The organism is Herbaspirillum sp. FG34 (assembly GCF_057809315.1).
In genome coordinates, this window is record NZ_JBMDJS010000010.1 from 84,204 (window position 1) to 104,964 (window position 20,761).

Genomic DNA, 20,761 nt, shown 5'->3' on the forward strand with positions numbered 1-20,761 from the left:
CCTCATTTGACATCGGCGGTCCCGCGCCGCCCGCAGCAAGGAAAGTCATGCGCAAGAGCAGTCCCCCGCGATCCGGTCCCGCCGCTGGCGGCAAGCCGTCCAAGCCCGTCAACCGTGGCCCGCATCAGGTACGCATCATCGGCGGCCAGTGGAAGCGCACGCCGTTGCCGGTGCTCGATGCCGAGGGCCTGCGCCCCACGCCGGACCGCGTGCGCGAGACCGTCTTCAACTGGATCACCCACCTGATCGACGGGCAGTGGGAGCAGGTGGCCTGCCTGGATCTGTTCGCCGGTTCCGGCGCGCTCGGTTTCGAGGCCGCCAGCCGGGGCGCGCGCCGCGTGGTGATGGTGGAAAACAGCGCGGCTGCCGTGCGCCAGCTGGAGTCCAATCGCGACAAGCTCAAGGCCGAGGCACTGGTCATCGTGCGCGGCGATGCCCTGGCCGCCGTGCACAATGCCGCCGGCCGCGAGGCTGCCGGCTACAGCCTGGTCTTCATCGATCCGCCGTACCACCAGGGCTGGCTGGAAAAAGTGTTGCCGGCGTGCATGCCTTTGCTCACGCCGTCCGGATTGATCTACGTGGAAGCCGAGTACCCATTGCAAGGCGAAGACGCGCCGGCCTGGATGCAGGACTGGGAAGTGGTGCGCGCCGACAAGGCCGGCATGGTCTTCTATCATTTATTGCAACGCAAAAGCGCTACCCAAATTGAGGCATAATGCGCCTTCTGATTCAATAGCCGGAGAGGAGACACCATGGTCACAGCCGTATATCCGGGGACATTCGATCCGTTGACGCGAGGACATGAGGACCTGGTCCGCCGCGCATCGGGGTTGTTCGACAAGCTGGTCGTGGGCGTAGCCGACAGCAAGAACAAGAAGCCCTTCTTCTCGCTCGAAGAGCGTCTGTCGATTGCCAATGAAGTGCTGGGGCACTACCCCAACGTGCAGGTGGAGAGTTTCTCGGGCCTGTTGAAGGATTTCGTGCGCCAGAACAATGCCCGCGTCATCGTGCGCGGCCTGCGTGCGGTGTCGGACTTCGAATACGAATTCCAGATGGCCGGCATGAACCGCTACCTGTTGCCGGACGTGGAAACGCTGTTCCTGACTCCGTCTGACCAGTACCAGTTCATCTCCGGCACCATCGTGCGCGAGATCGCCCAGCTGGGGGGGGACGTGTCCAAGTTCGTGTTCCCGTCGGTGGAGAAATGGCTCAAGGAAAAGATCGCCAAGCAATGATGTTTCAAGCAAGAGAGGTGCGGCAATGGCACTGATGATTACCGACGATTGCATCAACTGCGACGTCTGCGAACCGGAATGTCCCAACGAGGCCATTTACATGGGGCCGCAGATCTACGAGATCGATCCGGACAAATGTACCGAATGCGTGGGACATTTCGAGGAACCGCAGTGCCAGCAGGTCTGCCCGGTCGCGTGCATTCCCTTCAACCCGGCCTGGCGCGAGAGCCCCGAGCAGTTGATGGAGAAGTACGAACGCCTGCAGGCCCAGGCCAAGCGCAGTTGAGTCTGCACACCTGGCGGTGCTGCCAGGAAATGCCGTTCAGTGCTGCACTGAACGGCATTTTGATTTGGTGAATGCTGCTGCGCGCAGCATTCAACCTGCATGAATACTCGCTATCAGCGCCGACCATGCCAAGCCTGTTGCGGCGCAAGTAGAGTAGGCAGGTTTCCGGACTTTTCCATGCGCATCCACCCACACAGAACATGCACTCCCTCCCCAAATCCGCTGTTGCCGCCCTGCTGTTGAACACCACCATCTGGGGTCTGTCCTGGACCGGCACCCGCGCCCTGGAAGGCATGGGCCTGCATCCGGTCTGGGCCACGGCAGCCATCTTCAGCGCCTGCGCCTTGCTGCTGCTGACCTTGCGCTACCGTGAACTGCCACTGCTGTGGCGTCATCCGGCCTTGCTGGCCGTGGGACTGACCACCGGCCTGACCAATGCCTCCTTCAATGTTGCGGTGGCCTATGGTGATGTGGTGCGGGTGATCCTGCTGTTCTACCTGATGCCGGTGTGGACCGTCATCCTGGCGCGCCTGGTGCTGCATGAAGCCATCACCCCGCGCTCGCTGGCGCGCGTGGCACTCGGGCTGAGCGGCGCCTTCATCGTGCTGTACCAGCCGCGTCTGGGCCTGCCACTGCCGCAGAGCCTGCCGGACTGGATGGCAGTGGCGTCGGGCCTGCTGTTTGCGGTGACCAATGTGCTGTTGCGACGCCTGCACGGCCTCTCCGATGGCGCTCGCGCCGTGGCCATGCTGGCCGGCAGCGGCGTGCTGGCCAGTCTGTTGGGCGTGCTGCTGTCAGCCAGCGGCGTGATTGCCTGGCCGTTGCCCTTGCCAGCGGCGGCCGCGCCCGTGGTAGCGCTGTGGGCGTTGCTGTTCCTGGTATCGAATCTGAGTCTGCAATATGGGGTGGCGCGCCTGCCGGCCAATATCACGGCAGTCATCATGCTGGCCGAAATCCTGGTGGCGACCTTCTCGGCCTGGCTGCTCGGTGCAGCGGAACTCCGCGCGCAAGACCTCATCGGCGGCGTGCTCATCATCACCGCCCCCTGGATCGTGCGGGACCGCCCGGTGGCGGCGCAGCCTGCCTGATCAGTCGTGGGTGGCCAGCATGACGCGGTTGCGTCCGGCTTCCTTGGCCTGGTAGAGCGCCTGGTCGGCCGCCTTGAGCATGGCCTGCTTGACCTCGCCCGCCGCGCGCCCGCGATCCGGCGGTGACAGCGAGGCTGCGCCGATGGAGGCGGTGATGCGCAACGGATCGCGCGAGCCCTCGATCATCACGCCACGGCTGCAGATGCCGGCGCGGATGCGTTCGGCGATGCGTGCGGCGTCGTCGCGCGTGGCGTGGGTCAACAGCACCACGAATTCTTCCCCGCCGAAGCGACCCAGTGCATCCGACAGGCGCAGTTCCTTCTTGATGCGCGCAGCCACTTCGCGCAGCACGTCGTCCCCGCTCTGGTGGCCGAACTGGTCGTTGACGCGCTTGAAATGGTCGATGTCGATGAACAGGCAGGACAGTGCCGAGCGATCGCGCTGGCTGCGTGCCACTTCCTCCTGCATGCGTTGCTCGATGTAGCGGCGGTTGTTCACGCCCGTGAGCGGATCGGTCAGGCCGATGTGCTTCAGGCGCTCATTGTTGATGACGTTTTCCAGGCAGATGGCGGCTACCGTCGCCAGGCGCTGGATGAAGTCGGTGGCCAGCGTGCGCGTGAAACGTTCGGCATAGGCGCTGCCCAGCGACAGATAGCCCAGCAGCCGGTGCTGGCGCACCAGCGGCAGCACTGCCACGCTCACCGGCTGGTAATGCGGGAACAGCGGCCCGTGCAGGGCCGGCACGTACTGGCCCAGGCGCGGTTTTTCATCCGACAGCGGACCATCCTCGTCGATGAAGTGCAGCGGGTCCTTCAGGAACAGCAGCTTGGGGAATTCGTTCACGCCGATCTGCAGGTCGCGCAGAATGCGCTGGATCGCGTAGTCGCCATCGATGAGGGACAGCGTGACCGTCTCCAGGCTGAACACCCCCGGCATCACCGTGAGCATCACGTCGATGAGCTCGCGGAATTCGCTGGCACCGATCAGTTTCAGATCGAAGGCCTGATGGCGTTCGATGATGGACTGGTTGATGTGCGCCTGCTGCAGCAGATCCTGCAGCTCGCTCCTCAGTTGTTCGTTGTCGGCAATCAGCGATTCCATATCGATGGTCGATGTCATGTGCTCATCTGCATATTCCGGCGTGCGGCCGGCCCCTTGCCCAAACCGGTCGCCCGGTCACCCTACAGCCCGCCACGTGCGGGGTGGGCGGTCTGACTGCCTGTGCTGCAATTTGCAATTTGCGAGTTGCGATCTGCGATCTGCGATCTGATCCGACGTTATCGGCAGGGCGGGCCGCAAATGAAGGCTCCATCCCCTTCCTGATACCGAGCAAGAAGCGTTCCCGTCCGCCTGCCTGCTGCTGCCGACCGGGGCCGACTCAGGCTGCCTGCGGGGCGAAGAAGCGTTCGCCCATCTCATCCAGTCCCAGCGTGCGCAATACTTCCTGCAGGCGCTCGGCCGGACGGCGGCGCGGCAGGTCGCGGTATTGCGCAATGATCAACTCGTTCTTCATCGAATGTTCCCAGCCCACCAGCTCGGTCACGCTGACCTTGTAGCCATGCGCTTCCAGCTGCAGGCAGCGCAGCACATTGGTAACCTGGCTGCCGAATTCGCGGGTATGCAGCGGATGGCGCCAGATCTCGGTGAGCGAATTGGAGAGCGACTTGCCCTTGTTGCGATTGAGCACGGAGGCCACTTCGGCCTGGCAGCAGGGCACCAGGACGATGAAGCGCGCTTCCTTGGCCAGGGCGAAATGGATGGCGTCATCGGTGGCCGTATCGCAGGCATGCAGAGCGGTGACCACGTCGATCTTCTCCGGCAGGCTGGGCGAAGTGATCGAATCGGCCACCGACAGATTGAGGAAGGACATGCCGCCAAAGCCCAGGCGCGCGGCCAGTTGCTCGGACTTGCGCACCAGCTCCTCGCGGGTTTCGATGCCGTAGATGCGGGGCGCGCCCTGCAGGCCCTTGAAGAACAGGTCGTAGAGGATGAAGCCGAGATAGGACTTGCCCGCGCCATGGTCGACCAGGCTGACGTCGGGATGATCGTCCAGCACTTCCTGCAGCAGCGGTTCGATGAACTGGTAGAGGTGATAGACCTGCTTCAACTTGCGGCGGCTGTCCTGATTCAGCTTGCCATCGCGGGTGAGGATGTGCAGTTCCTTCAACAGCTCGATGGACTGGCCGGGCCGGATCTCATGCGCCTGCGGGGCGCTCTCGGCAGTGGGTTTGGCCCGGTTCGGCTGGCGGCCGGAGGCGCTGTTGGCTTGCTTGCTCATGATGCTGCACTGGCGAAGGGCCGACGCGGGGGCCGGCGGGTTGGAGTCGGGGGCAGGGCGGCGAGCGCAAGCTCGGCCAAGGACTGCCGTGGCCGGGCATTTTAACCGATCCCGATGTCAGGCTCATGAAGTGCCTCCCGCCGCGCGCGACTTGTTGCCATACGACAAAGACGTCGCGCGGACCGATGCCAGGGCCTTACGCTACCCGCTCGATCACCAGCGCAATTCCCTGGCCCACGCCGATGCACATGGTGCATAGCGCATAGCGGCCACCGGTGCGCTCCAGCTGGTTGAGGGCGGTCGTCACCAGTCGTGCGCCGGAAGCCCCCAGCGGATGACCGATGGCGATGGCGCCGCCATTCGGATTGACATGCGCGGCATCGTCGGGCAAACCGAGATCGCGCGTCACGGCCAGCCCCTGCGCGGCGAAGGCTTCGTTCAGTTCGATCACGTCCATCTGCGCCAGCGTCAGGCCGAGCTGCGCCAGCACCTTGCGTGCCGCCGGCGCCGGGCCGAAGCCCATGATGCGCGGCGCCACGCCCGCCGTGGCCATGCCCAGCACGCGCGCACGGGGCTTGAGGCGATACAGGTCGGCGGCCTTGGGCGAGGCCAGCAGCAGCGCGCAGGCACCGTCGTTGACGCCGGAGGCATTGCCTGCCGTGACCGTGCCATCGGGGCGCACCACGCCCTTGAGTCTGGCCAGCGTGGCCAGGGTCGTGTCCGGGCGCGGATGTTCGTCGGTGGTGACGATGAGCGGATCGCCCTTCTTCTGCGGGATGGTCAGCGCTGCGATCTCGCCCGCGAAGAAACCGGCCTCCTGTGCTGCGGCCCAGCGCTGCTGGCTGCGCAGAGCAAACGCGTCCTGGTCGGCACGGTTGATGTTGAAATCGGTGGCGACGTTTTCCGCCGTCTCGGGCATGGAGTCGATGCCGTACTGCGCCTTCATCAGCGGATTGACGAAGCGCCAGCCGATGGTGGTATCGAAGAGCGCGGCGCTGCGCGAGAAGGCCGATTCCGCCTTGCCCATCACGAAGGGCGCGCGCGTCATGCTCTCCACCCCGCCGGCGATCATCAGCTCCACCTCGCCCGACTTGATGGCGCGTGCAGCCATGCCCACCGCATCCAGGCTGGAGCCGCACAGGCGGTTGATGGTGCTGCCCGGCACGTCGATGGGCAGGCCAGCCAGCAAACCGGCCATGCGGGCCACGTTGCGGTTGTCTTCACCGGCCTGGTTGGCGCAGCCGTAGAGGATGTCGTCGACGCGGCTCCAGTCCACGCCGGGGTTACGCTCCATGAGGCTGCGAATGGGTGCGGCCGCCAGGTCATCGGCGCGCACCGCGCCCAGGGCGCCACCGTAGCGTCCGAACGGGGTGCGAATGGCGTCACAAATCAATGCTTGCATAGGTCTCTTTCTTCCAGGATCAAGGGTTTGCGGGCCATGCCTCAGGCCGGGAGGGCCGACGCGACGGCGCTGTCGGCTTTCTTGCGATGGTCGATCACCCGTTTGGCCTTGCCCACCGAGGTGCGCTCGATCATGCCGGCCGGCACCACCGTCACCTTGGTGGAAATGCCCACATAGGTCTTGATGCTGTGCTGCAGTTCCTTCTCCAGTGCCTCCACGTGTTCGGTGGAGGCGTCCTCGCGCAGCTCGGCGAAGACGCACATGCTGTCCATGTGGCCGTGGCGTTCGATCTGCAATTGATACTGCGGGGCCAGTTGCGGCAGTTTCAGGATCAGCTCCTCGATCTGGGTCGGGAACACGTTCACGCCCCGGATGATGAGCATGTCATCCGAGCGTCCGGTGATCTTGCCGATGCGGCGCATGGAGCGCGAGGTCGGCGGCAACAGGCGCGTGAGGTCGCGGGTGCGGTAGCGGATCATCGGCAGCGCTTCCTTGGAGAGCGAAGTAAAGACCAGTTCGCCCTCCTCGCCGTCGGGCAGCACTTCGCCGGTATCAGGATCGATGATCTCGGGATAGAAATGGTCTTCCCAGATCACCGGCCCATCCTTGCTCTCGATGCACTCGCTGGCCACGCCCGGTCCCATCACCTCCGACAGACCATAGATGTCCACTGCATCGATGCCGGCGCGCTGCTCGATTTCGCGGCGCATGGCATCGGTCCAGGGCTCGGCACCGAAGATGCCGACCTTGAGCGAACTGGCGGCAGGGTCCAGCCCCTGGCGCTGGAATTCCTCGATCACGTTGAGCATGTAGGAGGGCGTGACCATGATGATGGCCGGCTTGAAATCGCGAATGAGCTGCACCTGCTTTTCAGTCTGGCCGCCCGACATGGGGATGACGGTGCAGCCCAGCTTTTCCGCACCGTAGTGCGCGCCCAGCCCCCCGGTGAACAGACCATAGCCATAGGAAATCTGCACGATGTCACCGGCACGTCCACCGGCGGCGCGAATGGAGCGCGCCACCACCGTGGCCCAGGTGTCGATGTCATTGCGCGTGTAGCCCACCACGGTGGGCTTGCCGGTGGTGCCGCTGGAGGCATGCACCCGCACTACCTGCTCGCGCGGTACGGCGAACATGCCGAAGGGATAGTGGTCGCGCAGATCCTGCTTGGTAGTGAAGGGAAACCTGGACAGATCCGACAGGCTCTTCAAGTCGTCCGGGTGCACCCCGGCCTGGTCGAAGGCATGGCGATAGTGCGCCACGTTTTCATAGGCATGCTTGAGCGACCATTTCAGGCGTTGCAGTTGCAGCGCCTGCAGTTCGTCGCGACTGGCCGTTTCGATGGGCTCCAGATCGCCGGGTTGGGGAGTGCGGGTGGTCATGGTGGTCTCCTGTCTCTGTTGATGTTGGTGTTCTTTTTTTTGCGCGGTCACTGCGCAGCCTGCAGGCCGCTGATCACCTCGCCTCTGATGCGATAGGACTTGCCCCGGAACAGCGCAATGATCTTGCCGTCCTGGTTGCTCACGGTGATGTCGTAGACCCCGGTGCGGCCGGCCAGCGTGCGTTCCTGCGCCTCGGCGATCAGCACGTCGTTGCGCATGGCCGGTGCCACGTAGTCGATGCTGCACCCCGATGCCACGGTGTTGAGGTTACGGCTGTTGCAGGCAAATGCAAAGCTGCTGTCGGCCAGCGCGAAGATGAACCCGCCGTGGCAGGTGGCGTGGCCATTGAGCATGTCGCTGCGCACCAGCATGCTCATGCGCGCCCGGCCCGGTGCGATCTCCAGGATCTTCATCCCCAGCGCCTGGGAGGCGTTGTCGCGCGGGTACATGGCTTGCACCGTGGCCTCGGCCAGGGTTTGCGGATCCATCTCGGTCGATGGGGATGACAAGGCGGTCTCACTCATGGAATTTCCTCCCGGAAGCTTGCAGGCGTTGAAGCAGGGGCGAGACCCGATAGCGGTCTTCGCCATAGGTGGCACTGAGCTGGCGCAGTACGTTGGTGACGGTGTCGATGCCGATGGCGTCGGCCCAGGCAAGCGGGCCACGCGGATAGTTCACGCCCTTCTGCATGGCCATGTCGGCATCGCTCCGACTGCACACGCCCTGGTTGACGGCATCGGCGGCTTCATTGGCGAGCATGCAGACGGTGCGCATGACCACCATGCCCGGCACGTCCTGCATGGCCGAGACCGCAAAGCCGCAGGACTGCAGCACCGCGAGCACGGCCTGGCAGGCGCGGTCGCGACACTGGTCGGCGCGCGTCACGCCCAGGCGGGTGGCGCGGGCATAGTCCAGCGCCAGGTCCACCAGCACCACGTCGGGCATGTTGTAGTCGTAGGATTGCTGGGTCGCGCTACGGCCTTCGGTGACGTACAGGCGGCCGGGGCCGGCCTTCATCAGCAGGTGGTCGGCGCGTGGCCCGTGGTATTCCACGCGGCCCTGGTAGCGCGCGCGGATCACTTCCACCAGCGGATGCGTCCCGAACAATTGCAGTGGCACCGTGGGCAGCTCGTACTCGGGTTCGGTCGCCGGCTGGGGGATCTCGGCATCCTCGCCATAGCGATAGAAACCGCGCCCGCTCTTGCGGCCCAGCAATCCGGCCTGCACCAGTTCCTGCTGGATCAGCGAGGGCGTAAAACGCGGGTCGTTGAAGAAGGCATGGAATACCGATTGCGTGACGGCGAAGTTGACGTCATGTCCGATCAGGTCCATCAGCTCGAAGGCACCCATGCGGAAACCGCCGCTCTCGCGCAGCAGGGCGTCGATGGTGGCCGGGTGCGCGCCGCCTTCGTTGAGCACCCGCAAGGCTTCGGCGTAGTAGGGACGGGCCAGACGGTTGACGATGAAGCCCGGGGTCGAGCTGGCCACCACCGGGACCTTGCCCCAGGCCAGCGCGGTGTCGTGCAGGCATTGCACCACGGTGGCGTCACTGCGCACGCCACGGATGACTTCCACCAGGGCCATCTGCGGCACGGGGTTGAAGAAGTGCAGTCCCGCCAGGCGCTCGGGATGACGCAGCGTGGCCGCGATATGGGTGATCGAGAGCGAGGAGGTATTGCTGGCCAAGAGGCATTGCGCATCGACCAGGTCTTCCAGCTTGCCGAACAGTTCCTGCTTGGCGCCGAGCTGTTCGACGATGGCTTCGATCACCAGGCGTGCATCGCGCATCTCCTGCAGGGTGTGGGCAACGCAGAGCCGGTCACTGGCGGCGTGGGCCTCTTCGGCGGGGATCTTGCCCTTGTTGGCCAGTTTGTCGAGACCGGCGCGGATGCCGGCGATGGCCTTGGCCGCCGCGCCTTCGCGGCTGTCGTAAAGTTGCACCGGATGCCCGGCCAGCGCGGCCACCTGGGCGATACCGGCGCCCATGGTGCCGCTGCCGATGACGGCCACCGGGGCCGTCGCGGGCAGGGCGTACCTGATGTCTGCCGCGTTCATGTCATTGCCCCGTGAACTGCGGCGCGCGCTTTTCCAGGAAGGCGCTCACGCCCTCGCGGTAATCCCGGCTGTGGCCGAGCGCGCGCATGGTGTCGCGTTCCAGGTCCAGCTGTTGCGCCAGGGTGTTGGCCGGGCTGGCATGGAGCGTGGCCTTGGTGGCGGCCAGGCCCTTGGTGGGGGCGCGGGCGAAGTGTTCCGCCATGGCGCGTGCCTGCCCCATCAACTGGTCGTCCTCCACGCATTTCCAGATCAGACCCCAGCGTTCGGCCTGCTCGGCGCTGATCTTCTCGCCCAGCAGCGCCATGCCCATGGCGCGCGCCGTACCCACCAGGCGCGGCAGGAAGTAGGTGCCGCCGGTATCGGGAATGAGCCCCAGCTTGCAGAACACTTCCACGAAGCTGGCCGAGCGCGCGGCCAGCACGATGTCGCAGGCCAGCGGCAGGTTTGCACCCGCACCGGCGGCCACGCCGTTGACGGCGCAGATCACCGGGAAGGGCAGCGCACGCAGCGACTTCACCAGCGGACCGTAGTACTTGTCGATGGATTCGCCCAGGTCGACGGCACCGTCACCGGGTTTGACGGCGCGGTCGCCCAGGTCCTGGCCGGCGCAGAAGCCGCGTCCGGCGCCGGTGAGCAGCAACACCCGCACGCTAGTGTCGGCCTGCAGCGTGGCGATGGCCTCGCGCAGTTCCAGGTGCATGGCCACGGTGAAGCTGTTGAGCTTGTCGGGGCGGTTCAGCGTGATGACGGCGATGCCGTCGCGGTTCTCGAAGAGGATGGATGAGTAGCTCATGGGCTCGGAAAAAGTAAGTGGCGGGGAAGAGCGTCAGGCTCAGTTGTCCTGGTCGAAGTCCAGCAGCAGCTTGTCGCTGACCGGGAAGGACTGGCAGCTCAGGACGAAGCCGCGGGCGATCTCGTAGTCTTCCAGGGCATAGTTGGCATCCATGTCGACCTTGCCCTCGACCACCTTGCAGCGGCAGGTGGCGCACACGCCACCCTTGCAGGAGTAGCGCAGGTCGATGCCGTGCTTCAGGCCGGCATCGAGCACGGATTCCTTTTCCTTGTCCATGGTGAAGACGTTGTGATAGCCGTCGACGATCACCGTGACCTCGCATTCCTTCCTGCCCACCACCGGGCGCGAGGCATGCGCACGCGTCGGTGTGCTGGCGGCAAACAATTCGGTCTTGATCTGCGTCTTGGGCATGCCATGTGCCTGCAGAGAATCGGAGACGGCCTGCACCATTTCTTCGGGACCGCAGAGGAAGGCCGCGTCCATGTCCTTGAGATCGATCCAGGAAGCGAAGAAGGCATCGCACTTCTTGCGGTCGATGCGTCCGTTGAACAGTTCCACGTCCTGCTGCTCGCGGCTCATCACCCAGATCACGTTCAGACGTTCGAGGTAGGCATCCTTGAGGTCGGTGAGTTCTTCCTTGAAGATCACCGAAGACGAGGCGCGATTGGCATAGACCAAAGTAAAGCGGCTGTGCGGCTCGGTCAGCAGCGTGGTCTTGATGATGGAGATCATCGGCGTGATGCCGCTGCCGGCGGCAAAGGCCAGGTAGTGCTTGCGGTTGGCGGCATCCAGCGGAACGTTGAAGTGGCCCATGGGCGGCATCACCTCGATACTTTGTCCCGGGACAAAGGACTCATTGGCCCAGTTCGAGAACAGTCCGCCAGGGACGCGCTTGATGGCGACCCGCAACTGCTTTTCCTGGGTGGCCGCGCAGATCGAATAGGAGCGGCGCAATTCCTCGCCCTCGATGTGCGAGCGCAGCGTCAGGTGCTGGCCCTGCTGATAGGCGAAGGTATCCTGCAATTCGGCCGGGACGGCGAAGGAGACCACGATGGTATCGCGCGTTTCCTGTTTTACGCCCGAGATGGTCAGTGGATAGAATTTGCTCATGATGTTGTGCCTTGGTTCTGGGACATTGAGCACGGCTCAATGCGCCTTGAAGTAATCGAACGGCTCGCGGCAGTCCTTGCACTGGTACAGCGCCTTGCAGGAAGTGGAGCCGAACTGGCTCACGCACACCGTCTGCATCGAACCGCAATGCGGGCAGGGAACCTGCGGTGCGGCCTGTCGCCGGATGCTGATGCCGCGGATGTCGACGACCTGCTGCGCCGGTGGCGCGATGCCGTATTGCTGCAGGTTGCGACGGCCTTTCTCGCTCATCCAGTCGGTGTTCCAGGCCGGTGCCAGCTGGGTGCGGATGGCCACCTCGGTCAGTCCGTGCTGCTTGAGCGCCGCGCCGATCTCCTGGGCGATTACGCCCATGGCCGGGCAGCCGGAATAGGTCGGGGTGATGACCACCGTGCAGCGTGCCGCCCCGGCATCCTCCTCCGAGACCTCGACGGCGCGCACGATGCCCAGGTCCACCACCGAAATGACCGGAATCTCCGGATCGGGAATGGCTTGCAGCCATTCCCAGATCCTTGCCTGGAGCGCCTGCGCAGGCGATGCCAGCTCGCTCACCAGCTGGCTCCGGGATAGGTGCGCTGCAAGAACTGCATTTCCGCCAGCAGGTAGCCCAGGTGTTCGGTATGTCGGCCCTGCTTGCCGCCGCTCTGCATCCACAGGCCCGCAGCCGGCAGTTGCAGCGTGGCTTCGCGCATCACCTCGGTGACGTGCTGCTGCCACTTCTGTTGCAGTTCGCCCAGGTCCGGTGCGATACCGTCGGCCTGCATGGCCTGATCCAGCGTGTCGGCCGTAAACAGTTCGCCGGTGTACATCCACAGGGCGTCGATGGCGTCCTGCATGCGGCGATGGCTTTCTTCGGTGCCGTCACCCAGGCGGATCATCAGATCGGTACTGCGGCGCACGTGGTAGGTGACTTCCTTGAGACACTTCTGCGCAATCTCGACGATGCGTGCATCACTGCTCTCGCACAGTCCTTCGAGCAGGAAGTAATGCCAGACGTCGAAGAGGAACTGACGCGCCAGCGTATCGGCATAGCTGCCATTGGGCAGCTCCACCAGCAGCAGGTTGTGGAACTGATGGGCATCGCGCAGGAAGGCCAGTTGATCTTCGTTGCGGCCCGCACCTTCCAGTTCGGCGGCGTAGGCCAGCCACAGGCGGGCCTGGCCGATCAGGTCCAGCGAGACGTTGATGAGCGCCATGTCTTCTTCCAGCGCCGGGCCCTTGCCGCACCATTCGGAGAGGCGTTGCGAGAGCACCAGGGCGTTATCGCCCAGGCGTCGCACGTAATCGGTTTTGTGGGTCATGGTGCGTACCTCTTACAGGTTCTTCAGCTCAGCCGGCATGGGGAAGAAGGTCGGGTGGCGATACACCTTGCTGTTGGCCGGCTCGAACAGCGGCGCCTTGTCGCCCGGGCTGGAAGAGACGATGTCGGCGGCACGCACCACCCAGATGCCCACGCCTTCATTGCGGCGGGTGTAGACGTCGCGGGCATTGTTGATGGCCATCTCGCCATCGGGGGCGTGCAGGCTGCCGACGTGTTTGTGGGCCAGACCGTGCTGGCTGCGGATGAAGACTTCCCAGAGAGGCCATTCCTTGCTCATGATGCTTTTCCTTGTTGGCGGGCCGCTGTCATGGCGGCCACTGGCATGGTTGTGTGATGAAACGAATCGGATCGGATATCGAAGCGACGACTCAGGCCGCCTTGCGCGCGGCCCGCTTGTCGGCATGCGCCACCAGCGCATCGCGGAACCAGGCGCCGTCGTCGTAGGCTTTCTTGCGGGTGGCCAGGCGTTCGCGGTTGCAGGGACCGTTACCGCGCAGGACGTTGTGGAATTCGTCCCAGTTGATTTCACCGAAGTCGTAACGACCGCGTTGCTCATTCCACTTCAGGTCGGGATCGGGCACGGTCAGGCCCAGGTATTCGATCTGCGGGATGGTCTGGTCGACCATGCGCTGGCGCAGTTCATCGTTGGAGAACAGCTTGATGCGCCACTGCATCGATTGGGCGCTGTTGACCGATTCTGCATCGGAGGGACCGAACATCATCAGCGCCGGCCACCACCAGCGGTTCAGCGCATCCTGCGCCATCTGCTTCTGCTCGGGCGTGCCGCGGCATAGCGCCAGCATGATGTCGTAGCCCTGGCGGGCGTGGAAGGATTCCTCCTTGCACACGCGCACCATGGCGCGCGAGTAGGGACCATAGGAGCAGCGGCACAGCGGGATCTGGTTGATGATGGCCGAGCCATCCACCAGCCAGCCGATGGCGCCCATGTCGGCCCAGCTCAGGGTCGGATAGTTGAAGATGCTGGAGTACTTGGCACGTCCCGCATGCAGATCGTCCAGCAGTGCATCGCGCGACACGCCCAGGGTTTCGGCCGCGCTGTAGAGATAGAGACCGTGACCGGCCTCATCCTGGATCTTGGCCAGCAGGATGGCCTTGCGTTCCAGGGTCGGGGCGCGCGTGACCCAGTTGGCCTCGGGCAGCTGGCCGACGATTTCCGAATGCGCGTGCTGCGAGATCTGGCGCACCAGTGTCTTGCGATACGCTTCGGGCATCCAGTCCTTGGGCTCGATCTTGACCCCGGCATCGATGCGGGCCTGGAAGGCTTGCTCTTGGGCGGACATGTCCTCGGCGCTGCGCACCTTGGCCAGTCCGGTTTCTACGAGTTGTGCATACATGTGCTTCTCCGTGAAGGTGAATCACGCGGGTGAAGGACGAACGCGGTCCTTGCCGCAAGGCCAGGCCCTGCGTCTGCGTGAGTTGAAACCGCGAAACTGAAAAAAATGCTGCTTGCTAGGGCCTGTTCACATTCAATCTGTGAGTGCGAGAGGTCGCCAAGCGTTGTCTGCCTAGGCGCAGCGACGCGCCGTGGTGGTGCCACGGCAAGGAGCTGCAACAACGGCAGGCGACGCTTGGCGGCCTCTCCCGGAGGGTTGCCCCCAGAAGGCGTGGTGGCAAGGCATCTCACAGATTGAATGTGAACAGGCCCTAGGCCCGCCTGGTCGCGATCAGCGGCTCGACGAAGGGGGCGGCCAGGCTCGGCCGGTTCTCTTCGATGTGCTGCAAGGGGCTGACCTCCCGCAGGCTCTTCAGACTGCGCCTGGTGAGGTCGTGATAGGTCTCGGTACCGGCCTGTTTCCAGGCCATCTCTTCATCCGTCAATGCGCGTACCACCTTGGCCGGCAGGCCGGCCACCAGCGTACGCCGGGCAATCTGCATGCCGGCGCGTACGAAGGCGCTGGCCGCCACGATGGCCTGTTCTCCCACCACCGCGTCATCCATCACCACGGCATTCATGCCGACCAGCGCGTCGCGCTCGACGGTGCAGCTGTGCAGCACCGCGCCGTGACCGATGTGGCCGTTCTCGCCCACTACCGTGTCATGCCCGGGGAAGCCGTGGACCACGCAGGTGTCCTGCACGTTGGCCCCACGCTTGAGCACGATGCGGCCGAAGTCGCCGCGCAGACAGGCGGCCGGACCGACATAGCAGTCCGGGCCGACGATGACGTCGCCGATCAGCACCGCCGTCGGATGCACATAGGCGGTCGGATCGACCACCGGGATCACGCCTTCGATCGAGTAACAGGGCACAGCGTCTCCTTTGCCAGCGTGTCGCCTCGGGCGCAGCGGCTCCTTGTGGTGGCAGCGCTGTGGCGATTGCCTGGCTTTCCTTGTTGAAACGCTGGAAAAAACCATTTGCCTGGCGCTGTTTTTTGAGGAATAATAATTTCGACCGACCGGTTGGTCAATAATGTTTTAAAGATTTTTTCTGACCGCTTCGGGAGGTATCGGGTTTCGGACAGGGCAGGGAGGCTTGCAGAGCGGGATGTCTCCGATAGATGTTTCGTAAGAGTTTTGATTTACGGCACAATCATGACTTTGCGGAAATATCGACGAGGACGCATTTATGGCACGCAAGCGAGCAGCGGGATACGACAACCAGCGCGAGACCATCATCGAACAGGCGGCTGCCTTGTTCGCGCGCAATGGTTTCGTGGGCACATCGATGAATGAGGTGGCGCTGGCGTGCGGGCTGTCCAAGGCATCGCTGTATCACTACTTTGCCGACAAGCACCAGTTGCTCATGCACATCTGCGAGGACCACATCGATCGCCTGTGTGCGCTGGTGGAGGAAGTCGCGCAGCAGGATCTGTTGCCGGAACCACGACTGCGCCTGCTGATCCAGCGCTTCGTGGAGGAATACCGCGATGCGCAGAACGAGCATCGGGTGCTGACCGAGGACGTGCGTTTCCTGGAGCCGGGTGACCAGAAGCGCATCCTCAACGGCGAGCGCAAGGTGGTCAAGGCGGTGGCCGACGCCATGTGCGCGGTGCGCCCGGAACTGGACCGCAGCCGCATGGCCAAGCCGCTGGCCATGCTGTTGTTCGGCATGATCAACTGGATGTTCATGTGGTTGAAACCGGATGGTGAACTGACCCATGAGCGCATGGCCGTGGTCGTGTCGGATCTGTTGTTTGGCGGAATCGGCGCCGTGAGCCTGGACGGCGCCGGAAAGAAGAAACGATGACGTGAGCCCTTGATCGGTAGCGTCATTGCAGGCACGCAGCACCACAATGACAAAATCATCAAGGAGACCTCCATGCAGTTTGCTCGCCCTTTGCTGGCGCTGGCCCTGGCCGGCTGCGCCCTCGCCGCACATGCTGACATCAACGTCGGCGTCACCGTATCGACCACCGGCCCGGCTGCCTCGCTGGGCATTCCCGAAAAGAACACCATCGCACTGCTGCCCACCACGATGGGCGGGCAGAAGATCAACTACATCGTCCTCGACGATGCCTCCGATACCACGCAGGCGGTCAAGAACGCGCGCCGCTTCGTCTCGGAAAACAATGTGGACGTGATCATCGGTTCATCGGTGAGCCCGAACTCGATCTCGATGATCGAAGTCGCCGCCGAAGCGCAGACCCCGATGATCTCCCTGGCTGCCGCCGCGCGCATCGTCGAACCCATGGATGCCAAGAAGAAGTGGGTCTTCAAGACCCCGCAGAACGACATCATGATGTCGCTGGCGATTGCCCGTGACATGGTGGCGCGCGGCTATCAGCGCATCGCCTTCATCGGTTATTCCAACGCCTATGGCGAAGGCTGGTACGAGGAATTCAAGAAAGCGGCCGGTCTCAAGAAGCTCGAGCTGGTGGCCAATGAGCGCTTCGCGCCCAACGATACCTCGGCCACAGCGCAAGCCCTGAAGCTGGTGGCGGCCAAGCCGGATGCCATCCTCATCGCCGCTTCCGGCACACCGGCGGTGGTGCCGCAACGTGCGTTGAAGGAGCGTGGTTTCAAGGGCCAGATCTACCAGACGCACGGCGTGGCCAATGCCGACTTCCTGCGCGTGGGCGGCAAGATGCTCGATGGCACCCTGCTGCCGGCCGGCCCGGTGCTGGTGGCGGCGCAACTGCCGGCCTCCAACCCCATCCGCAAGGTGGCCCTGGACTACACCGCGAAATACGAAGCGGAACACGGCAAGCACAGTGTCTCGCTCTTCGGCGGCTATGCCTGGGATGCCGGCGTGCTGCTGCAGTCGGCCATTCCGGTGGCCCTGAAGCGCGCCAAGCCGGGCACGCCGGAATTCCGAGCGGCCCTGCGTGATGCACTGGAAGCCACCAAGGAAGTCACCGGCGTGCACGGTGTCTACAACATGACCGCCACCGATCACCTGGGGCTGGACCAGCGTGCTTCGGTGATGGTCAAGATCGTGGATGGCGCCTGGCAGTATCAGCCCTGATTGGCGTGGCCCCGGCCTGATCCCATTTTCCAACACGCTGCGGGTGCGTCCTCGTCCGCAGCGTGTCGTCCTACCCGCTCACAGGAGTCTTCGATGACCACCCGTCCCCCTTTGCTACAGAGTTTCATCGCCGGTCGCTGGTTCGGCCAGAGCCCGTCCCAGGCGCTGCACAGCGCGGTCAATGGCCAGCCCGTGGCCAGTACGCATCAGGAATCCATCGATTTCGGCGAAGCGCTGGACCATGCCCGCCGTCAGGGCCTGCCTGCGCTGATGCGCCTGGACTTCCAGCAACGTGCGGCGATCCTCAAGGCGCTGGCCAAGTATCTGGTCGAGCACAAGGAAACCCTGTACGCCATCTCGGCCCACACCGGCGCCACCCGCACCGACAGCTGGATCGACATCGAAGGCGGCAGCGGCACGCTGTTCACCTATGCCAGCATCGGCACCAATGAATTCCCGTCCTCCAACCTGGTCCATGAAGGCCCGGCCATGTCGCTGGGCAAGCAGGGACGCTTTGCCGGTACCCACATCCTGGTGCCGCGCGGCGGCGTGGCGGTACACATCAATGCCTTCAACTTCCCGGTCTGGGGCATGCTGGAAAAATTCGCCCCGACCTTCCTGGCCGGCATGCCCTGCATCGTCAAGCCGGCCACCGCCACCAGCTATCTGGCCGAAGCAGCCGTGCGCCTGATCCAGCAGTCGGGCCTGCTGCCCGAAGGCAGCCTGCAACTGGTCATCGGCAGCACCGGTGATCTGCTCGATCGCCTGCAGGCGCAGGATGTGGTGACCTTCACCGGCTCGGCCGACACGGCGGCCCGGCTGCGCGCCCATCCCAATCTGATTGCCAACTCCATCCCCTTCAATGCCGAAGCCGATTCGCTGAACTGCGCCATCCTCGGTCCCGACGTCAACGTCGACGATGAAGAATTCGATCTCTTCGTCAAGGAAGTGGCGCGTGAGATGACCACCAAGGCCGGCCAGAAATGCACCGCGATCCGCCGTGCCATTGTGCCGCGTCAGCACTTGGGTGCAATTTCGGAAAAACTCGCCGCGCGCCTGTCGAAGACCGTGATCGGTGACCCGACGCTGGAGTCGGTGCGCATGGGTCCGCTCGCTTCGCATGCGCAACAGCGCGATGTGGAAGAGCGCGTGGCCTTGCTCAAACAAAGTGCAGAAGTGATCCTGGGCGCCGGCAGCCACTTCCAGCCGCAAGGCGAGGGCGTGCGCGAGGGTGCGTTCTTCGCCCCGACCCTGCTGCTGGCGCGCGATACCTCCGCAGGCAGCCCGGTGCATGAAGTGGAAGCCTTCGGTCCGGTCAGTACGCTCATGTCCTATGACGATCTGGACGAAGCCCTGGCGCTGGCCGCACGCGGACGCGGCAGTCTGGTGGCCAGCCTGGTCACGCGCAGTCCTGCCGTGGCGGCACGGGCCATCCCGGTGGCGGCAGCGTGGCACGGTCGCCTGCTGATCCTCGATCGCGAAGCTGCACCGGAATCCACCGGCCACGGTTCGCCCTTGCCGCAGCTCAAGCATGGCGGTCCCGGACGCGCCGGAGGCGGCGAGGAACTGGGTGGTTCGCGCGCCGTGAAGCACTACCTGCAACGCAGTGCCGTGCAGGGTTCGCCCACCATGCTGGCGGCCGTCGTCGGCGAACACGTGCGTGGTGCGCAGGTGCGCGAGTCGGGCATTCACCCCTTCCGCCACTACTTCGAAGATCTGCAGATCGGCGATTCGCTCACCACCCATCGCCGCACCGTCACCGAAGCCGACATCGTCAATTTCGGCTGCCTTTCGGGCGACCATTTCTACATGCACTTTGACGACGTCGCGGCACGCCAGTCGCCCTTCGGCAAACGCATTGCGCATGGTTACTTCGTGCTGTCGGCGGCGGCCGGGCTGTTTGTCTCGCCGGCACCCGGTCCGGTGCTGGCCAACTACGGGCTGGACACGCTGCGCTTCGTCAAACCGGTGGGCATCGGCGACACCCTCTCGGCGCGCCTGACCTGCAAGCGCAAGATCGACCGCAACAAGAAGGACGCCAATGGTCAGGGCCAGGGCGTGGTGGCCTGGGATGTGGAGGTGAGCAACCAGGAAGGTGAACTGGTGGCGTCCTACGACATCCTGACCCTGGTAGCCAAGAGACCGGCGGCCTGAGCCTCCCGGTTTTTTGCAAAAAGCTTCATGTCCTGTCCGGTAATCCGCGCCACACACAAGATAGCAGCCCCAAAGGTTCATCTCTGACAAGAACCGGGCCACTCCGGCCAGTCGCAGCCCGATCTGCGGCGGCCGGCCACAACAGGAGGAGACAAGTGGATTCGAGCATTCTGACCGTGCTGATCCAGGACGGCATCACGACCGGCGCCATCTATGCGCTGCTGTCGCTGTCGCTGGTGCTGGTGTTTTCAGTGACACGGGTAATTTTCCTGCCGCAGGGCGAGTTCGTCGCCTTCGGCGCCTTGACGCTGGCCGCCATCCAGAACGGCCAGGCCCCCGGTACCGCATTGCTGCTGATGGCGCTGGGTACGGTGACGCTGGCAGTCGAGGCCGGCACCGCGTTGCGTCTGGCGGCCACGCGTAGCCGCTTTCTGCGCCGCCTGCCACTGCTGCTGGCCACCCAGATCGGACTGCCGCTGGTGCTCTGCGGCATCACGCATTACCTGGACCTGCAGGCGCTGGCCATGCCCTGGCAGATCCTGCTCACGCTCCTGATCGTGGTGCCGATGGGACCGATGATCTATCGCGTAGCCTACCAGCCGCTGGCGCATTCCAGCGTGCTGGTCTTGCTGATCGTCTCGCTGGGCGTGCACCTGGCCATGGTCGGCCTGGGCCTGCTGATGTTCGGTCCCGAGGGGACCAACACCCGACCCTTCACCGAGATGCAGTTCAGTCTGGGGGACAGCCCGGTCTCCGGCCAGAGCGTGATCGTGCTGGTGACGGTGGCCGCGCTGATCGCCGTGATCTACGTCTTCTTCGAACGCACCTTGACCGGCAAGGCCCTGCGCGCCACCGCCGTCAATCGTCTCGGTGCGCGACTGGTGGGGGTGGGCATCAACCAGGCGGGCCGCTTGTCCTTTGCGATGTCGGCGGGCATCGGGGCGCTGTGTGGCATCCTGATTGCGCCCTTTACCATCGTCAACTACGAGTCCGGTTTCATCATCGCGCTCAAGGGCTTTGTCGGCGCCATCTTCGGCGGGCTGGCGAGTTATCCGATTGCGGCGCTGGGCTCGGTATCGGTCGGACTGATCGAGAGTTTTTCGTCCTTCTGGGCCAGTGCCTTCAAGGAACTGATCGTCTTCACGGTCATCATCCCCATCCTGCTGTGGCGTTCGCTGACCAGCCACCACATCGACGAAGAAGCCTGAGGACCCCG

At 64.2% G+C, this 20,761-nt stretch carries 20 protein-coding genes and 1 pseudogene; 8 read left to right on the forward strand and 13 right to left on the reverse strand.

Going from position 1 to position 20,761, the window contains the following annotated elements:
* Positions 1–47 precede the first annotated feature (47 nt).
* From rsmD to ACODSZ_RS14050, 4 genes and pseudogenes are all read left to right on the forward strand, one after another.
* Positions 48–716, forward strand: a complete 669-nt coding sequence (rsmD, locus tag ACODSZ_RS14035) for a 16S rRNA (guanine(966)-N(2))-methyltransferase RsmD (protein WP_488927829.1) — start codon at positions 48–50, stop codon at positions 714–716.
* A gap of 36 nt (positions 717–752) precedes the next feature.
* Positions 753–1,235 (forward strand): pantetheine-phosphate adenylyltransferase, encoded by a 483-nt coding sequence (coaD, locus tag ACODSZ_RS14040; RefSeq protein WP_006461533.1) that lies wholly within the window; start codon positions 753–755, stop codon positions 1,233–1,235.
* Positions 1,228–1,521: pseudogene (locus tag ACODSZ_RS14045) on the forward strand (YfhL family 4Fe-4S dicluster ferredoxin); the annotation flags it as partial. The gene coaD and the pseudogene ACODSZ_RS14045, both read left to right, overlap by 8 nt.
* A 200-nt stretch (positions 1,522–1,721) precedes the next feature.
* Positions 1,722–2,609, forward strand: a complete 888-nt coding sequence (locus ACODSZ_RS14050) for a DMT family transporter (protein WP_008332592.1) — start codon at positions 1,722–1,724, stop codon at positions 2,607–2,609.
* Here ACODSZ_RS14050 and ACODSZ_RS14055 read toward each other — a convergent pair whose 3' ends face one another.
* From ACODSZ_RS14055 to ACODSZ_RS14115, 13 genes are all read right to left on the reverse strand, one after another.
* A complete protein-coding gene (locus tag ACODSZ_RS14055; protein ID WP_008332590.1) occupies positions 2,610–3,728 on the reverse strand; it encodes a sensor domain-containing diguanylate cyclase in 1,119 nt (372 codons plus the stop codon).
* A gap of 259 nt (positions 3,729–3,987) precedes the next feature.
* A complete protein-coding gene (locus ACODSZ_RS14060) occupies positions 3,988–4,887 on the reverse strand; it encodes a class I SAM-dependent methyltransferase (protein WP_488927830.1) in 900 nt (299 codons plus the stop codon).
* 196 nt (positions 4,888–5,083) lie between these two features.
* On the reverse strand, positions 5,084–6,289 hold the full coding sequence (gene pcaF, locus ACODSZ_RS14065) for a 3-oxoadipyl-CoA thiolase (protein WP_488927831.1): 1,206 nt from the start codon (positions 6,287–6,289) through the stop codon (positions 5,084–5,086).
* A 41-nt stretch (positions 6,290–6,330) separates the two neighbouring features.
* A complete protein-coding gene (gene paaK, locus ACODSZ_RS14070) occupies positions 6,331–7,671 on the reverse strand; it encodes a phenylacetate--CoA ligase PaaK (RefSeq protein ID WP_175345083.1) in 1,341 nt (446 codons plus the stop codon).
* A 47-nt stretch (positions 7,672–7,718) separates the two neighbouring features.
* Entirely contained in the window at positions 7,719–8,195 is a 477-nt protein-coding gene (paaI, locus tag ACODSZ_RS14075) for a hydroxyphenylacetyl-CoA thioesterase PaaI (RefSeq protein ID WP_008332584.1), read from the reverse strand.
* Positions 8,188–9,726 (reverse strand): 3-hydroxyacyl-CoA dehydrogenase, encoded by a 1,539-nt coding sequence (locus ACODSZ_RS14080; RefSeq protein WP_488927832.1) that lies wholly within the window; start codon positions 9,724–9,726, stop codon positions 8,188–8,190. Before ACODSZ_RS14080 ends, paaI begins: the two co-directional genes overlap by 8 nt.
* A 1-nt stretch (position 9,727) precedes the next feature.
* A complete protein-coding gene (paaG, locus tag ACODSZ_RS14085; RefSeq protein WP_488927833.1) occupies positions 9,728–10,519 on the reverse strand; it encodes a 2-(1,2-epoxy-1,2-dihydrophenyl)acetyl-CoA isomerase PaaG in 792 nt (263 codons plus the stop codon).
* A 39-nt stretch (positions 10,520–10,558) separates the two neighbouring features.
* Entirely contained in the window at positions 10,559–11,629 is a 1,071-nt protein-coding gene (gene paaE / locus ACODSZ_RS14090) for a 1,2-phenylacetyl-CoA epoxidase subunit PaaE (protein WP_241821194.1), read from the reverse strand.
* 36 nt (positions 11,630–11,665) lie between these two features.
* A complete protein-coding gene (paaD, locus tag ACODSZ_RS14095; RefSeq protein WP_008332578.1) occupies positions 11,666–12,199 on the reverse strand; it encodes a 1,2-phenylacetyl-CoA epoxidase subunit PaaD in 534 nt (177 codons plus the stop codon).
* Positions 12,196–12,948 carry a 1,2-phenylacetyl-CoA epoxidase subunit PaaC gene (gene paaC / locus ACODSZ_RS14100; RefSeq protein WP_241821193.1) on the reverse strand — a complete coding sequence of 251 codons (753 nt, stop codon included), beginning with the start codon at positions 12,946–12,948 and terminating at the stop codon, positions 12,196–12,198. The genes paaD and paaC overlap by 4 nt, the downstream gene beginning before the upstream one ends.
* A gap of 12 nt (positions 12,949–12,960) precedes the next feature.
* The gene (gene paaB / locus ACODSZ_RS14105) at positions 12,961–13,245 is read right to left on the reverse strand and encodes a 1,2-phenylacetyl-CoA epoxidase subunit PaaB (RefSeq protein WP_008332574.1); all 285 of its coding nucleotides are present in this window, start codon (positions 13,243–13,245) and stop codon (positions 12,961–12,963) included.
* A gap of 91 nt (positions 13,246–13,336) precedes the next feature.
* Entirely contained in the window at positions 13,337–14,323 is a 987-nt protein-coding gene (paaA, locus tag ACODSZ_RS14110; protein ID WP_175345077.1) for a 1,2-phenylacetyl-CoA epoxidase subunit PaaA, read from the reverse strand.
* A 310-nt stretch (positions 14,324–14,633) separates the two neighbouring features.
* Positions 14,634–15,236, reverse strand: a complete 603-nt coding sequence (locus ACODSZ_RS14115; protein ID WP_175344823.1) for a phenylacetic acid degradation protein PaaY — start codon at positions 15,234–15,236, stop codon at positions 14,634–14,636.
* A gap of 316 nt (positions 15,237–15,552) precedes the next feature.
* Between ACODSZ_RS14115 and ACODSZ_RS14120 the strand changes: the two genes are divergently transcribed.
* The 4 genes from ACODSZ_RS14120 to ACODSZ_RS14135 all read left to right on the forward strand — a co-directional run bounded on the left by ACODSZ_RS14120 (position 15,553) and on the right by ACODSZ_RS14135 (position 20,753).
* On the forward strand, positions 15,553–16,173 hold the full coding sequence (locus ACODSZ_RS14120) for a TetR/AcrR family transcriptional regulator (protein ID WP_008332569.1): 621 nt from the start codon (positions 15,553–15,555) through the stop codon (positions 16,171–16,173).
* 72 nt (positions 16,174–16,245) lie between these two features.
* Positions 16,246–17,391, forward strand: coding sequence for an ABC transporter substrate-binding protein (locus ACODSZ_RS14125; RefSeq protein WP_008332568.1), 1,146 nt, complete (start codon positions 16,246–16,248; stop codon positions 17,389–17,391).
* 93 nt (positions 17,392–17,484) lie between these two features.
* Positions 17,485–19,545 carry a phenylacetic acid degradation bifunctional protein PaaZ gene (paaZ, locus tag ACODSZ_RS14130; protein ID WP_488927834.1) on the forward strand — a complete coding sequence of 687 codons (2,061 nt, stop codon included), beginning with the start codon at positions 17,485–17,487 and terminating at the stop codon, positions 19,543–19,545.
* Between the two features lie 155 nt (positions 19,546–19,700).
* A complete protein-coding gene (locus tag ACODSZ_RS14135; RefSeq protein WP_488927835.1) occupies positions 19,701–20,753 on the forward strand; it encodes a branched-chain amino acid ABC transporter permease in 1,053 nt (350 codons plus the stop codon).
* Positions 20,754–20,761: the final 8 nt, after the last annotated feature.

Bases quoted from the DNA above. Each gene is read 5' to 3' on its own strand.
- coaD (WP_006461533.1), top strand. From the start codon at position 753: ATGGTCACAGCCGTATATCCGGGGACATTCGATCCGTTGACGCGAGGA.
- ACODSZ_RS14060 (WP_488927830.1), bottom strand. From the start codon at position 4,887: ATGAGCAAGCAAGCCAACAGCGCCTCCGGCCGCCAGCCGAACCGGGCC.
- paaC (WP_241821193.1), bottom strand. From the start codon at position 12,948: ATGACCCACAAAACCGATTACGTGCGACGCCTGGGCGATAACGCCCTG.
- paaG (WP_488927833.1), bottom strand. From the start codon at position 10,519: ATGAGCTACTCATCCATCCTCTTCGAGAACCGCGACGGCATCGCCGTC.
- ACODSZ_RS14125 (WP_008332568.1), top strand. From the start codon at position 16,246: ATGCAGTTTGCTCGCCCTTTGCTGGCGCTGGCCCTGGCCGGCTGCGCC.
- paaE (WP_241821194.1), bottom strand. From the start codon at position 11,629: ATGAGCAAATTCTATCCACTGACCATCTCGGGCGTAAAACAGGAAACG.
- pcaF (WP_488927831.1), bottom strand. From the start codon at position 6,289: ATGCAAGCATTGATTTGTGACGCCATTCGCACCCCGTTCGGACGCTAC.
- paaB (WP_008332574.1), bottom strand. From the start codon at position 13,245: ATGAGCAAGGAATGGCCTCTCTGGGAAGTCTTCATCCGCAGCCAGCAC.
- ACODSZ_RS14050 (WP_008332592.1), top strand. From the start codon at position 1,722: ATGCACTCCCTCCCCAAATCCGCTGTTGCCGCCCTGCTGTTGAACACC.
- ACODSZ_RS14120 (WP_008332569.1), top strand. From the start codon at position 15,553: ATGGCACGCAAGCGAGCAGCGGGATACGACAACCAGCGCGAGACCATC.
- paaZ (WP_488927834.1), top strand. From the start codon at position 17,485: ATGACCACCCGTCCCCCTTTGCTACAGAGTTTCATCGCCGGTCGCTGG.
- ACODSZ_RS14055 (WP_008332590.1), bottom strand. From the start codon at position 3,728: ATGACATCGACCATCGATATGGAATCGCTGATTGCCGACAACGAACAA.
- rsmD (WP_488927829.1), top strand. From the start codon at position 48: ATGCGCAAGAGCAGTCCCCCGCGATCCGGTCCCGCCGCTGGCGGCAAG.
- ACODSZ_RS14080 (WP_488927832.1), bottom strand. From the start codon at position 9,726: ATGAACGCGGCAGACATCAGGTACGCCCTGCCCGCGACGGCCCCGGTG.
- paaI (WP_008332584.1), bottom strand. From the start codon at position 8,195: ATGAGTGAGACCGCCTTGTCATCCCCATCGACCGAGATGGATCCGCAA.
- paaA (WP_175345077.1), bottom strand. From the start codon at position 14,323: ATGTATGCACAACTCGTAGAAACCGGACTGGCCAAGGTGCGCAGCGCC.
- paaK (WP_175345083.1), bottom strand. From the start codon at position 7,671: ATGACCACCCGCACTCCCCAACCCGGCGATCTGGAGCCCATCGAAACG.